The sequence below is a fragment of the Saccharothrix xinjiangensis genome (assembly GCF_039527585.1).
Classification (GTDB): Bacteria; Actinomycetota; Actinomycetes; order Mycobacteriales; family Pseudonocardiaceae; genus Actinosynnema; species Actinosynnema xinjiangensis.
On record NZ_BAAAKE010000022.1, the window covers coordinates 19926 to 32966 of the forward strand.

The 13041-nt window shown below is 74.4% G+C and carries 14 protein-coding genes; 8 read left to right on the plus strand and 6 right to left on the minus strand.

What is annotated here, in order from left to right; translation table 11 throughout:
* Window positions 1-48: 48 nt before the first annotated feature.
* The 5 genes from ABD223_RS31600 to ABD223_RS31620 all read left to right on the plus strand — a co-directional run bounded on the left by ABD223_RS31600 (window position 49) and on the right by ABD223_RS31620 (window position 3839).
* Window positions 49-1029, plus strand: a complete 981-nt coding sequence (locus tag ABD223_RS31600; RefSeq protein ID WP_344040433.1) for an alpha-ketoacid dehydrogenase subunit beta — start codon at window positions 49-51, stop codon at window positions 1027-1029.
* The gene (locus tag ABD223_RS31605) at window positions 1022-2281 is read left to right on the plus strand and encodes a dihydrolipoamide acetyltransferase family protein (protein WP_344040302.1); all 1260 of its coding nucleotides are present in this window, start codon (window positions 1022-1024) and stop codon (window positions 2279-2281) included. Before ABD223_RS31600 ends, ABD223_RS31605 begins: the two co-directional genes overlap by 8 nt.
* A 97-nt stretch (window positions 2282-2378) precedes the next feature.
* On the plus strand, window positions 2379-2960 hold the full coding sequence (locus ABD223_RS31610) for a GNAT family N-acetyltransferase (RefSeq protein ID WP_344040304.1): 582 nt from the start codon (window positions 2379-2381) through the stop codon (window positions 2958-2960).
* A gap of 7 nt (window positions 2961-2967) precedes the next feature.
* Entirely contained in the window at window positions 2968-3222 is a 255-nt protein-coding gene (locus tag ABD223_RS31615; protein WP_344040305.1) for a hypothetical protein, read from the plus strand.
* Complete coding sequence (locus ABD223_RS31620; RefSeq protein WP_344040306.1) at window positions 3219-3839, plus strand: histone deacetylase; 621 nt, start codon at window positions 3219-3221, stop codon at window positions 3837-3839. Before ABD223_RS31615 ends, ABD223_RS31620 begins: the two co-directional genes overlap by 4 nt.
* On the opposite strand, the gene ABD223_RS31625 is transcribed toward ABD223_RS31620, so the two are convergent.
* The 5 genes from ABD223_RS31625 to ABD223_RS31645 all read right to left on the minus strand — a co-directional run bounded on the left by ABD223_RS31625 (window position 3829) and on the right by ABD223_RS31645 (window position 9697).
* Window positions 3829-4566, minus strand: coding sequence for a phosphotransferase family protein (locus tag ABD223_RS31625; RefSeq protein WP_344040307.1), 738 nt, complete (start codon window positions 4564-4566; stop codon window positions 3829-3831). The genes ABD223_RS31620 and ABD223_RS31625 overlap by 11 nt on opposite strands.
* A 91-nt stretch (window positions 4567-4657) precedes the next feature.
* Window positions 4658-5701 (minus strand): GDSL-type esterase/lipase family protein, encoded by a 1044-nt coding sequence (locus tag ABD223_RS31630; RefSeq protein WP_344040308.1) that lies wholly within the window; start codon window positions 5699-5701, stop codon window positions 4658-4660.
* Window positions 5702-5935: 234 nt separating this feature from the next.
* Window positions 5936-6583 carry an ABC transporter ATP-binding protein gene (locus ABD223_RS31635; RefSeq protein ID WP_344040309.1) on the minus strand — a complete coding sequence of 216 codons (648 nt, stop codon included), beginning with the start codon at window positions 6581-6583 and terminating at the stop codon, window positions 5936-5938.
* Window positions 6580-7245, minus strand: coding sequence for an ABC transporter ATP-binding protein (locus tag ABD223_RS31640; RefSeq protein ID WP_344040310.1), 666 nt, complete (start codon window positions 7243-7245; stop codon window positions 6580-6582). Before ABD223_RS31640 ends, ABD223_RS31635 begins: the two co-directional genes overlap by 4 nt.
* A complete protein-coding gene (locus tag ABD223_RS31645; RefSeq protein ID WP_344040311.1) occupies window positions 7238-9697 on the minus strand; it encodes an ABC transporter permease in 2460 nt (819 codons plus the stop codon). Before ABD223_RS31645 ends, ABD223_RS31640 begins: the two co-directional genes overlap by 8 nt.
* A gap of 157 nt (window positions 9698-9854) precedes the next feature.
* On the opposite strand from ABD223_RS31645, the gene ABD223_RS31650 reads away from it, so the two are divergent.
* Window positions 9855-10055, plus strand: coding sequence for a hypothetical protein (locus tag ABD223_RS31650; RefSeq protein WP_344040312.1), 201 nt, complete (start codon window positions 9855-9857; stop codon window positions 10053-10055).
* A gap of 28 nt (window positions 10056-10083) precedes the next feature.
* On the opposite strand, the gene ABD223_RS31655 is transcribed toward ABD223_RS31650, so the two are convergent.
* On the minus strand, window positions 10084-10218 hold the full coding sequence (locus ABD223_RS31655; protein WP_344040434.1) for a DUF3072 domain-containing protein: 135 nt from the start codon (window positions 10216-10218) through the stop codon (window positions 10084-10086).
* Window positions 10219-10429: 211 nt separating this feature from the next.
* Between ABD223_RS31655 and ABD223_RS31660 the strand changes: the two genes are divergently transcribed.
* Together ABD223_RS31660 and ABD223_RS31665 are read left to right on the plus strand one after the other, a co-directional pair.
* Entirely contained in the window at window positions 10430-11944 is a 1515-nt protein-coding gene (locus tag ABD223_RS31660; RefSeq protein ID WP_344040313.1) for a chitinase, read from the plus strand.
* A gap of 296 nt (window positions 11945-12240) precedes the next feature.
* Window positions 12241-13026: a hypothetical protein gene (locus ABD223_RS31665; protein ID WP_344040314.1), complete on the plus strand. Its 786-nt coding sequence runs from the start codon at window positions 12241-12243 to the stop codon at window positions 13024-13026.
* Window positions 13027-13041 lie beyond the last annotated feature (15 nt).

Consider the following 13041-nt stretch of genomic DNA (forward strand, 5'->3'; position numbering starts at 1 on the left):
GGCACGCCTTCCACGACCGGCGCGCCTTCTACGACCGGGCCGCTCTCCATGGCCGCCGCGCTGAACAAGGCGCTGGCCGACGCGCTGGAGGCCGACCCGAGCGTGCTGGTGTTCGGCGAGGACGTCGGTCCGCTGGGCGGCGTGTTCCGGGTGACCGACGGGCTGGCCGCGCGGTTCGGCGACGCGCGGGTGTTCGACACGCCGCTGGCGGAGTCCGGCATCGTCGGCACCGCCATCGGCATGGCGATGAACGGCCTGCGGCCCGTGGTGGAGATGCAGTTCGACGCGTTCGCCTACCCGGCGTTCGAGCAGATCACCAGCCACCTGGCCAAGATGCGCAACCGCACGAGGGGCCGCGTCGGCCTGCCCGTCGTGATCCGCGTGCCCTACGGCGGCGGCATCGGCGGCGTGGAGCACCACTGCGACTCCTCCGAGGCCTACTACGCGCACACGCCCGGTCTGCGGGTCGTCACGCCGGGCACCCCGGACGACGCCTACCGGCTGCTGCGCGACGCGATCGACTCGCCGGACCCGGTGATCTTCCTGGAGCCCAAGCGCCGGTACTGGGCGAAGGGCGAGCTGAGCGCCGACCGGGTCGGCTTCGAGCGGGCGCTGGTGCGGCGAACCGGCCGGGACGTGACGCTGATCGCCTACGGCCCGATGGTCGCCACCGCGCTGGAGACCGCCGAGGCGGCGCGGGAGGAGGGCTGGGACGTCGAGGTGGTCGACCTGCGGTCGCTGTCCCCGTTCGACGACGAGACCGTGTGCGCGTCGGTGGTGAAGACGGGCCGGGCCGTGGTGGTGCACGAGGCGTCCGGGTTCGGCGGGTACGGCGCGGAGGTCGTCGCCCGGGTCACCGAGCGGTGCTTCCACCACCTGCACGCGCCCGTGCTGCGGGTGACCGGGTTCGACATCCCCTACCCGCCGCCGAAGCTGGAGCACCACCACCTGCCGTCGGTGGACCGGGTCCTGGACGCGATCGCCCGGTTGCAGTGGGACGACGAGGTCGTGGGGGGCCACCGTGCCTGACTTCCGGCTGCCGGACCTCGGCGAGGGCCTGACCGAGGGCGAGATCGTCAACTGGCTGGTGTCCGTGGGCGACCACGTGTCGATCGACCAGCCGGTCGTCGAGGTGGAGACGGCGAAGGCCCTGGTCGAGGTGCCGTGCCCGTTCGAGGGCGTGGTGAGCGCCCGGCACGGCGAGCCGGGCGAGAAGCTGGCCGTCGGCTCGGTCCTGCTCTCCGTGGGTTCCCCCGCCCCGGAGTCCTCCGAGTACTCCGGCAACGTCCTCATCGGCTACGGCACCACCCACACCCCGCGCCGCCGCCGCCCCCGCCGCACACCCCCACCGCGCGAGTCGAACGTCCAGGACCACCGTGTCGAACGCTCAGGACTCCCGAGTTCCACGTTCGCGACCTCGGCGCCCGCCGTCATCTCGCCGATCGTGCGGCAGTTGGCCCGGGAGCACGGCCTGGCCCTGGACCGGATCGAGGGCAGCGGCCCCGGCGGCGTGATCCGCCGCGCGGACGTCGAGCGCGAACTCACCCGCGCGCCCCGCACCTCCGAACTGCGGACCTCCGAACCGCGAACCGCGGAACCGCGCCCCTCCGGCCCCGGCCGCCGGATCCCGCTGCGCGGCCTGCGCGGCGCGGTCGCCGAGAAGCTGGCCACCTCGCGGCGCGAGATCCCCGAGGCGACCGTGTGGGTCGACGTCGACGCCACCGACTTCCTCGCCGCCCGCGCCGCCATGCCGTCGGTGTCGCTGCTCGCGCTGCTGGCCCGGTTCACGGTGCTGGGCCTGAGGAAGTTCCCCGAGCTGAACTCCCGGGTCGAGGGCGACGAGGTCGTGGTCCTCGACGAGGTCCACCTCGGCTTCGCCGCCCAGACCGACCGCGGCCTGGTCGTGCCCGTGGTCCGCGACGCGCACGCGGCGACCACCGCCGAGCTGGCCGCGACGATCGCCGCCCACACCTCGGCCGCCCGCGAGGGCAAGCTGCCGCCCGCCGCGCTCACCGGGGGCACCTTCACGGTCAACAACTACGGCGTGTTCGGCGTCGACGGCTCGGCCGCGATCATCAACCACCCGGAGGCGGCGATCCTCGGCCTCGGCCGCATCATCGACCGGCCCTGGGCGGTGGACGGGCAGCTGGCCGTCCGCAAGGTCACCCAGCTGACGCTCGCCTTCGACCACCGCGTGTGCGACGGCGGCACGGCGGGCGGGTTCCTGCGGTTCGTCGCCGACTGCGTCGAATCGCCCGTCACCGCCCTGGCCGACCTGTAGGCGGGCCGGGGTGGAGTCCGCCCGAGGAGGGGTCCGACCCGGTGGACACCCGGGAAACCGCGCGACGGCGGGCCGCGGCCGCCGTAGGTTGGCCGGCGTGAGCAAGCCCGACTACCCCGTTCGAACGGGCCGCTTGGCCCTCCGCCCGTTCACCTTCGCCGACCACGCCGCCCTGCACTCGTGGCAGTCCCGCGCCGACGTCAACCGCCACCTGTACCACGAGGCCCGCACGCCCGAGGAGACCGCCGAGAGCCTGGTCAAGAAGGTCTCCCTGACGTGGCCCGAGCGCGAGGGCGACGTCCTCTCGCTCGCGATCGAGAAAGACGGCGAGGTGATCGGCGAGGCGGTGCTCAAATACTTGAGCGAATACCACCGCCAGGGCGAGGTCGGCTACATCCTGCACCCCGACCACCACGGCCGCGGCTACGCCACCGAGGCCGCCGTCGCGGTGCTCGGCCTCGGCTTCGACCACCTGGGGCTGCACCGGATCGTGGCGTCGTGCGACGCGTTCAACGAACCGTCGTGGCGGGTCATGGAGCGGTTGGGGATGCGCCGGGAAGCGCATTTCCGCCACAACGAGATATTCAAGGGAGCGTGGGGCGAGGAGTTCGTCTACGCGATTCTCGCGGAGGAGTGGCACCGAATGGCGGACAGCCGACCGGGGGCGAACGGCGCATGATGTCCCGATGATCGAAAGGCTCATCGTGGACAGCGGCGCCTACGACACCTGGTTGGCCGACCACCAGGACCAGTACGTGATCAACGCCGAGCGCAGCCTCAACCCGGACAACCTCGTCCTGCACCGGGCGACCTGCCGCACCATCAACGGCACGCCGGCGCGCGGCGCCACCTGGGTGGGCAGCTACGTCAAGCTCGTCGGCACCAGGGAGGAGCTGGAGACCGCCCACCCCGCGGCCCGCCCGTGCCGGCTGTGCCTGTGACCGCTCGCCGGGTCTGGTACGTCAGCTACGGGTCCAACATGCGCGCCGACCGCTTCACCCGCTACCTCGTCGGCGGCACGCCGGTGGGCGCGCGGCGCGGCTACCCCGGCTGCCGCGACACCAGCCCGCCGACGGCCACCCGCGCGCTGACCGTCCCCGGCGGCGTCTACTTCGCCACGGAGTCGCGGGTCTGGCTGGGCGGCCGGGCGTTCTACGACCCGGACCTGCCCGGGACGGCCGCCGCCCGCGCCTACCTGATCACGTCCGGGCAGTTCGGCGACGTGGCCGCCCAGGAGATGTACCGCGAGCCCGGCGCGGACCTCGACCTGACCGAGGTGGTCGCGAGCGGGCGGCACGCGGTGGGGGAGGGCCGCTACGAGACCTTGCTCCACCTCGGCGAGCACGACGGGCACCCCGCGCTGACCTTCACCGCGCCGTGGCGCGCCGACGAGGTGGAGCACACCAAGCCCTCGGGCCCCTACCTGGAGGTGATCGGCGGCGGCGTGGCCGAGTCGCACGGCTGGGGCGTCGACCGGATCGCCGCCTACCTGGCGGGCGCCACGCCGTTCTGGACCGCGGCGGAGGTGGCCGACCTGCTGCGGGGCCTCAGGGGCTGAGCCGGTCGAGGACCCCCTCCACGCCCCCCGCCGGCGACGCGCCGGTGTCGAACGCGTGGGTGACCTCGTGCCACGGGCCCAGCCGGTGCCAGACCAGCGCCCGCTCCCGCTGCTCGCCGGTCACGCCGAAGGATTCCGCCACGGCGTCGGCGAACGGGCGGGCCGCGCCGTGCAGCGCCCAGGCCAGGTCGATGGCCGGGTCGCCGAGGTGGGTGTCGCCGAAGTCGATGACCCCGGTCAGGCCGGTGCCGTCGGCCAGCACGTGCTCCGGGCCGATGTCGCCGTGCACCACGGTGTCGGCGGGCAGGCCGCGGGCGGCGTCGAGCAGGGCCAGGGCAGCACCGCGCCGCGACGCGGGCAGCAGCGGCACGACCTCCGCGCCGAACCGGTCCAGCGCGCCGTCGTGGTCGGCCCGCGCCACGCCCAGGTCCGCGGCCCCGGCGGTCGGTGTCGCGTGCAGCGCCCGCAGGAACCCGCCGAGCGCCCGGCCGTGCGCGGGGTCGGCGCCGGCCGTCGGCTCACCGGGCACGAGCGGGTGCCGCACCACCAGCGGGTCGTCGGACACCAGCTCCGGCACCGGGACGGCCAGCGGCAGGCGCGGCGCGAGCCACGGCATCAGCCGGACCTCGCGCCGCAGCTGCGCCTCGACGTCAGGTCGCCGGGGACGGCGCTCCACCCAACGCCCGACCAGCACGGCCACGCTGTCCCACCCACCCGCGAACTCCACGCGGCCAGTCTGCCGGCGCGGTGATCGCCGCCCGGTGGTCGGTCCCGGCCGGGCGGCGGGTCTTGTCCCGGCGCTCAGCCCGATCCGGTGGTCAGTCCCGGTCCGGCACCGCGGCGAGGTCGCCGTCGTCGTCCGCCACGCACGACGCCGACCGCGCGGAGGTCGCCAGGAACTGGCCCATGCACCGGCCGAACTGCCGGTAGCCGCGCGCGTTGGGGTGGAACGACTCCTGCAACGCGTGCTTGGCCCGCTCGGCGTCGCGCAGGCCCTCGAAGTCCACCGTCAGGCGGGTGAACCACTCCTGCTCCGGCCGCGAGCCGCCCACGCACGCCTCGCGCCGGTCACCGGCCCGGGACAGGTCCAGGAACCTGGCCTCGACCTCGACGGCGGTCCGGCGCAGGGCCGCGGACAGCTCGGCCACCGCCTGGTCGCGCACCCACTCCAGGTCGCCGGTGCGCAGCGGGCAGCCCGCGAGGTTCTGGAGGTCGACCGGCAGGCCGGGCGCCACCGGCGCGGCGTAGGACTGGAGCACCAGGGTGTAGGAGCGGGGCGTGTAGCCCTCGTCCTGCAACACCTGCCGGATGTCGCGCAACGCCTCCTCGACCTTCGGCGCCATCCGCTCCACGCGGGCCTTCCACTCCTCGGTCAGGGCGCGCGCGCAGTCCGTGCGGCGCTCGACCCACGCCCGCAGGCACGCGCCCAGCACGTCGGCGAACCGGGGGTCGTCGTTCGCGCCGACGGCCACCACCACGACCGACACCCGGTACTGGCGGGCGATCTCGGCCAGCCGCAGCGCCTGCGAGCCCTCGGTGTTGCGGACCTGGTCGGTGATGCCGACCTGCTCGGCGTTCGCGCCCGAGCAGGCCAGGTTGAACACCCGGTCCACGCCGTCGACGGCGGTGTGGTGGACCGAGGCCTCGGTCGACCGGTGGCACCAGTTGCCGTTCTCGCCGTTGGTGCCCGGCTCGTAGGACCCCGCGCCCTCGCCGGACATGGTGCTGTCGCCCATGGCCACGATGGCCCTGGGGGCGTCGCGCGGCGGGCCGGGCAGGGGAGGGTAGGGGGAGTCGCTGACCACCAGCAGCAGGGCCATCAGCGGGAACACCAGGGTGACGGCCACGAGTCGACGCAACATCGACTCCCATCCTACCGGGGCGGTCCCCGCCCGCCGGGGGCGGTGGACCGGTGTTCCGCCGCCCGGCGCGGAACACCGCCGCCCGACGCGCCTGCCCTGCTCAAGCAGGGTCGAGCCGGGTGGGCGCTCGCCCGCCCGGCTCAAGCCGGGGAAGCCGCTCCTGCCTCAAGTCGGGAAGGCCCCGCCTCAAGTCGGGGAAGCCGCTCCTGCCTCAAGCCGGGAAACCCCCTCGGCTCAATCCGGGTAAGCCACCCGCCCGCCCACGAGCGTGATCGTGCGATCCGCGGCCCGGTGCACCTCGTCGTGGTGCGTGGCGACCAGCACGGCCGCGCCCTCGTCCGCGGCCCGGCGCAGCACCCGCACGGCCGCCGGCGCGCTGTTCCGGTCGAGGTGCGCCGTGGGCTCGTCGGCCAGCAGCACGGCGGGGGAGCAGACCACGGCCCGCGCCAGGGCGGCGCGCTGCTGCTGCCCGAACGACACCTCGCCCGGGTAGCGGTCGGCCGGCTCCGCGATGCCCAGCTCCGCCAGCAGCCCGGTCACCCGGCCGAGGTCGCCCCCGGCGCGGCCGAGCCGGATGGGCAGGGCGACGTTCTCGGCCAGGGTCAGCTCACCCGCCAGGCCCATCGCCTGCGGCAGCAGGGCGCAGGTCTTCCACGACGGCGGCGAGGTCGGCACCTCGCCGCACAGCTCGACCACCCCCGCGTCGGGCCGGTCGAACCCGGCCAGCACGCTCAGCAGCGCGCTCTTGCCCGAACCGGACGGCCCGGACAGCGTCACCAGCTCACCGGCCGCCACCGCCAGGTCGACACCGCGCAGCACCCGCACCGGGCCGCCGGCGTGCACGAACGTCCGCTCGACGCCCACCGCTCGCAACACCGTCACGTCGCCAGCACCCCGTTCCTCAGCTCGAACCCGGTGTGCGCCAACTCGATCAGCCGGGGGTCGTGCGAGGCGACCACCACCGGGACCCCGCGCGCGGCCAGGTCGGTCAACGTCTCCAGCACCAGGTCCGCGGAGGCGGAGTCCAGCTGCGAGGTCGGCTCGTCGGCCAGCACCACCGACGCCCCCCGCGCCAGCGCGCACCCGAACGCCAGCCGCTGCTGCTGACCGCCGGACAGGGACGGGACCTTCCAGGAGGCCGTGCCGGGCAGGCCCAGCCGGGTCAGCAGCCCGTCCACCTCGACGTCCCGGCCCGCCGCCTGCGCCGCGGCCCGCAGGTTGTCGCGCACGTCCAGGTGCCCGACGAGGTTGTCGGCGGGGTTCTGGAACACCAGGGCGACCTCGCGCCGCCGCAACGCCCGCCTCGCCCGGTCGGACAGCCGCGCGGTGCCCGCGCCGCGCAGCTCCACCCCGCCGGAGGTGGGCCGCTCCACCAGGCTCAGCACCCGCAGCAGCGTCGACTTGCCGGACCCGGACGGCCCGGCCAGCACGGTGATGCCGGAGGGTGGCACCTCCAGGGACACGTCCGACACGGCGGTCACCTCGCCCGCGGGCGTGCGGTAGCGCACGCCGACCCCGGTCAGCCGCAACACGTGTTCAGCCACGGATCAACTCCCCGATCTTCGCCGAGCGCACCGAGCGCACCGCGACCCACGCCGCCACCAGCACCACCAGCGCGCTGCCCCCGACCGTGACGACGATCAGCGGCACGGGGTCGGGCACCTCGGGCACGGGGGTGAGCCGCGGCGCGGGGTCCAGCCTGGGCACGGTGAAGCCGCTGCCGGCCGCGCCGGCGGACAGCCCGATCGCGACCGCGGCCGCGGCCAGCGAGCCCAGTTCCAGCAGGTGGCTGCGCAGCAGCGCCGCCGGGCGCAGGCCCATCCGGGTGCTGAACGCGCCGGACACCGCGTTCTGCCGCCGCCGCACCTCCACCGCCATCAGCAGCGCGATCGAGGCCACCAAGGCGAGCACCACGCCGATGGCGGTGACGAACCCGAACGTCCACCGGATGGTGAGGAACGGCAGGCCCTGCACCGCCCTGGCCTTCTCGGTGCCGTGGCGGTAAGGCACCTCCGCCGTCGCCAGCGCCCCGGTCAGCTCGCCCAGCGGCCTGCTCGACCACACGTACCAGGAGCCGACGTCCTCGCGGTCCTCGACCCGGTCGACGGGCACCACCCAGCCGGACTCGCCGAGCTTCGGGAACGACGGCACGCGCGCGTCCGGGTCGAGCGGCGGCAACCCCGGCAGGGTCACCTCGCGGTCGGGCGCGTCGCCGACCCGCAGCGGCTCGGTCAGCAGCGCCGGGTCGAGGTCGAACGGGACCGGGTGCGCGCCGTCGCGGAACGTCCGCGGGTCCACCACCAGCGCGGTCCGCTCCTGGAGCTTGACGAAGCCGACGATCGTGGCCGTGCCGCGCAGCGACTCGGGCAGCTCGGTCAGGTCCGGGCGGACCTGGACGACGCTGTTCGCGCCGGTGAACATGCCGGACTTGTCCTCCAGCGCGGTGCGCTGCGAGTCGGCGATGGCGGTGCCGACCGCGATGGTGCCGACGGCCAGCACGCCGACCAGCAGCACGCCCGTCACCGGCCCGGCCGCGGCGGCGAGCCGGCGGATCGCCAGCTGCGCGGCGGGCTTGGACCACAGCGAGGCGCGGTGCGACGCGGCCAGCGCCCAGCGCGCCAGGCGGGTCGTCAGCAGCGCCGCGGTGAGCACGACGAGCAGCGGGAACGCCAGGGCGGCCGCGTCGATGCGCGGCAGGCCGCCGACCCGTTCGGTGGTGGCCAGGCCGCTGTTCTGCACCCGGTCCCACGCCCGCACCGCGAGCCCCGCGGTGACCAGCTCCCACGGCAGCGCGACCAGCACCCGGCGCACCCGGTGGCCGCGCGCCGCGGCCTGGAACGACCGGTGCGCCCGGAACGCGGCGGTGACCGCGGTGACGGCCAGGCCCAGCGCGACGACCGCCAGCACGGCCAGCGCCGCGCCGGTCCCGGTGCCGGGCGGCAGCACCACCGAGGGCGCGTAGACGGGCAGCAGCAGCCGCGCCACGCCCAGGCCGGCCGTGCCGCCGACCACCAGCGGCAGGCCCAGCTCCAGCACCGCGCGCCCGCCCAGGGCGGCCGGTCCGGCGCCGCGCACCCACAGCAGGCGCAGCTCCTGGTGCCGCCGCTGCGCCCACTGCACGGTGACCGTGGCGACGCCCGCCAGGCCGATGAGCACGCTGATCAGCACCAGGCCCAGGATCGCCGAGCGCACGTTGACCGCGGTCTGCGCGGCGTTCTCCACGGGCAGCACGAGGGGCGAGGTGACGCGGCCGAAGTCCCTGATCGGTTCGATCCGCGCGGTGCCCTCGGTGAGCAGGGCTCGCGCCTCGTCGACGGTGCGCGGTTGGGCGGCGGGGAAGCGGACGGTGAGGTCGGTGGGCCCGCCGACCTCCTCCGGCAGCGCGGCGAACGACTCGAAGCTCGGCATCCACACCACGGTGGTGGCCAGCTCGTCGCGGTCGAGCACGTTGGGCACGACGAAGTGGCGCTCGGAGCACCACCACTCGGGCAGCGGGTCGCGCACGTCCTCGTAGATGGCGGTCACCGGGGGCAGCCGCCCGCCCATGCCGCGCCCGCCCACCTGGACCCCGACGGTGTCGGCGATGCTCTTCGGCACCCACAGGCCGTCCTTGGCGCCGCCCTGGAGGACCTCCAGGTGGTCGGTGGCGCCCTCGCGGTAGCCGAACTTGGCGAGGGTCGGCGCGCCGCCGAAGTCGGTCCGCCGCTCCCTGGTGTAGGAGCCGATCAGGGTGGGGTGGTCCGGGACGAGCCCGTTGACCGCGTCGACCGCGTCGGCGACCTGCCGGTGGTCGACGGCGCTCTCGACCGAGGGGTGCAGGGCCTCCGCGCACAACCGGTCCTGCTGGTAGTCGACGGCCGCGCTGCCGGAGGCCGCCGAGTGCATGACGGCCGCCGCGACCACGAAGCCGAGCAGCAGCGCTGTCACGAGGCTGACCAGCAGCGTCAGCGGGCTCGACAGGGCGGCGCGGGGGGCGGATCTCCACGGTACCTGCACGAGCAGGACGGTAACCGGAGGGTGGTGGGCGCACCGTGGACTTCCCGAAGGCCGGTCACGATCCGGACAACCCCCGGACAACCGTCCGTGTTGTCGGCGTCACCGTTCGTGCACCGGACAACGGTTCGTCCCCGGCCGATTGGGTAAAGGCAAGGTCATGAGACTGAACGCGGTGAAGAAGTCGCTGGCCGTGCTGGCGAGCGGGGCGGCCCTGTTCCTGACGCTGGGCGCCGGGTGCCAGAACAGCGGCGACGGCGACGGCGACGACAACCCCGGTGTCGAGAACACCCAGCAGGACGACGGCGACCAGGACGGCGGCGACCAGGGGGACGACCAGGAGGGCGACGACGGGAACTGACGTCCCCGCGCCGCCCGCCCGGCCGCGGTCACCGACCGCGGCCGGTCTCGTCCTGCAACCGGTCGATGAGCTGGGACGCCTCGACCTTCGTCAAGCCCTCGGGCACCTCCTGGCCGGCTTCCTGCGCCAGCGTGCCCAGGTAGGACTCCTGCGGGCCGGTCATCGGCTCGTCGCCCGTGGTCCAGTCACTGGGGTCCTTCTCCGGCGTGCGGTTCACGTCGATTCTCCCTTCGTTCGAACGCGAGTTCGAGGTACCCGCTGAGCGGACGGCCCAACCGTCACCCCTCCGTTGGAGGGAACTGTTGACATCACCCGGCATGGTCTAGTCCAATTTCGGGACCTGGAGGCCGCCACCGCTGGGAGGGACGACGACGATGTCGCGCAGGGTCTTGTTCGCCAGGGTGGCGGCGGTGGCCGCACTGGTGGTGGGTGCGGCGGCGGTGAGCTTCGTCCCCGCCTACGCCGCCTCGGTCACCGCCACGTTCACCAAGACCGCGAGCTGGGACACCGGTTACACCGCGCAGTTCTCCGTCAAGAACGGGACGAGCGCCGCGGTGACGGGGTGGCGGGTCGAGTTCGACCTGCCGGCCGGCACGTCGGTCGGCGCCTACTGGGACGCGTTGCAGACCGGCTCGGGCGGGCGCTACGCGTTCACCAACCGCGAGTACAACGGCTCCATCGCGCCCGGCGCCACGGTGACGTTCGGGTTCAACGCCTCGGGCACCGCGGTCCCGGCCAACTGCAAGATCAACGGCGCTTCGTGCGCCGGGGCCCCGACCACGACCACGACGACCACCACTACCACCACAACGACCACGAGCACGACGACGACCACGACAGGTCCGACGACCACCACCACTGCGCCGCCGCAGGGCGGCCTGCCCCAGCGCGTCCTGGTCGGCTACCTGCACGCCAGCTTCGCCAACGGCTCCGGCTACATCCGGATGAAGGACGTCTCCGACGACTGGGACATCATCAACCTGTCCTTCGCCGAGCCGACCTCCGCCACCTCCGGCGACCTGCGCTTCGCCCAGTGCCCGGTGGCCGAGTGCCCCAACGTCGAGTCCGAGGCCGAGTTCATCGCGGGCATCCGGGAGAAGCAGGCCAAGGGCAAGAAGGTGCTGATCTCCATCGGCGGCGCGAACGGGCAGGTGCAGCTGGCCACCGCGGCGGCGCGCGACGCGTTCGTCCGCTCGGCCTCGGCCATCATCGACAAGTACGGCCTGGACGGCCTGGACGTCGACTTCGAGGGCCACTCGCTGTCGCTCAACGCGGGTGACGCGGACTTCCGCGCGCCCACCACCCCGGTGATCGTCAACCTGATCCAGGCGCTGAAGACCCTCAAGGCCCGCTACGGCAGCCGGTTCGTGCTCACCATGGCCCCGGAGACGTTCTTCGTCCAGGTGGGCTACCAGCACTACGGCGGCGGCAGCGGCGCGGACCCGCGGGCGGGCGCGTACCTGCCGGTGATCCACGCGCTGCGCGACGACCTGACGCTGCTGCACGTCCAGCACTACAACTCCGGGCCGATCATGGGACTGGACGGCCAGTACCACTTCATGGGCGGCCACGACTTCCACGTCAGCATGGCCGACATGGTGCTGGCCGGGTTCCCGGTGCGCGGTGACGCGACGAAGGTCTTCCCCGGCCTCCGGCAGGACCAGGTCGCCATCGGACTGCCCGCGAGCGTCAACGCGGGCAACGGGTTCACCTCCGTGGCCGAGGTGCACCGCACGCTCGACTGCCTGACCAAGGGCTCGAACTGCGGCACGTACAAGCCCAAGGCGGTCTACCCGGACCTGCGCGGGCTGATGACGTGGTCGATCAACTGGGACCGGCACAACGGGTTCGAGTTCTCCCGGTCGCACCGGGCGCGCCTGCCCCGGTGACCGGTCGGCGCGGCCCCGCCCCGGCGGGCGGGGCCGCGTCACCTCCGGCGGTGCGGCCACACCGCCGCGACCGCCACCGCGCCCGCGACCGGCGGCGCCACCTCGCCGGGAAGACCACCCCGAGCACGGTGGACGCCTCCGGGGCGGGCAGCGGGAACGCCAGGGCGGGCACCGGGACCGGCGGCAGGTCGCGGAGCGCGTCGAGGACCGCGCGCCCGATCCTCCGCAGGTCCACAGTGGACGGCAAGCTAACGCGCCGGGCCCGCCGGCGATCCCCAGGGCGAGGGGGTGGACCGATGACCACCGCTATCCGCATTTCGGCGGGCCCGGCGCGCCTGTTGCCGCCGGTCCTGCCGGTCCTGCTCCTGCTGCTGGCCGTCCTGCTCGCACCGGTCGCGCCCGGGAAGGAGACCGGCGTCCTCTACCGGGTCGACACCCCGGAGTTCGCCATCGTCGACGGCTTCTCCTGCGCGGGGTCGATGTGCTCGGTCGACGTGGCCGGCCGGGTGCTGTCCATCCGGGCGGGGGTGTTCGAACCGTGCCTGGCCACCTACGACGGCCGTCCCGTCGGCTGCCGTCCCGCCACCGAGTACGGACCGGCCGAGCCGTGGGTCCTGCTCGACTCGCTGGGCGTGCCGCCGGACCAGGCGCCGAGCGCGCCGTGGTGGCGGGACGCCATCGACCGGCAGTGGGCGCTCTGGTGGATCGGCGGCGCGCTGGTCCTGGCGCTGGTGATGGGGCTCGTGACCGCGTCGCTGTACCGGGGGCCGCGGCTGCCGCACGGAGACCACCTGCGGCACACGATCCTGACCGGGGTGGTGGCCTGGCTGGCGCCCGCCGCCGCGGTGCTGGTCGCGGAACCGGAGGGCAGGGCGAGCATGGTGGGGTTCGTGCTGCTGGCCCCGCACGTGGTGCTGCTGCCGGCCGCCCTGGTGATGTGGTGGCAGCACCTGGCCTCCGGTCCGCAGAGCGGTCGGCTGCGCGGCCGGCTCGGCCAGGCGGCGGTGGCCTCGCTGGCCACCGCCCTCTACGTCCTCGGCGGGGTCCTGTGCCTCGCGATGGCGGCGGGGCTGCCGGACTAGCCGACCGGTCCGGCG

What these genes read in the sequence shown, in the direction of transcription:
- ABD223_RS31600 (WP_344040433.1), top strand. Translation starts at nt 49, where the DNA reads ATGGCCGCCGCGCTGAACAAGGCGCTGGCCGACGCGCTGGAGGCCGAC.
- ABD223_RS31615 (WP_344040305.1), top strand. Translation starts at nt 2,968, where the DNA reads ATGATCGAAAGGCTCATCGTGGACAGCGGCGCCTACGACACCTGGTTG.
- ABD223_RS31630 (WP_344040308.1), bottom strand. Translation starts at nt 5,701, where the DNA reads ATGTTGCGTCGACTCGTGGCCGTCACCCTGGTGTTCCCGCTGATGGCC.
- ABD223_RS31650 (WP_344040312.1), top strand. Translation starts at nt 9,855, where the DNA reads ATGAGACTGAACGCGGTGAAGAAGTCGCTGGCCGTGCTGGCGAGCGGG.
- ABD223_RS31655 (WP_344040434.1), bottom strand. Translation starts at nt 10,218, where the DNA reads ATGACCGGCCCGCAGGAGTCCTACCTGGGCACGCTGGCGCAGGAAGCC.
- ABD223_RS31660 (WP_344040313.1), top strand. Translation starts at nt 10,430, where the DNA reads ATGTCGCGCAGGGTCTTGTTCGCCAGGGTGGCGGCGGTGGCCGCACTG.
- ABD223_RS31665 (WP_344040314.1), top strand. Translation starts at nt 12,241, where the DNA reads ATGACCACCGCTATCCGCATTTCGGCGGGCCCGGCGCGCCTGTTGCCG.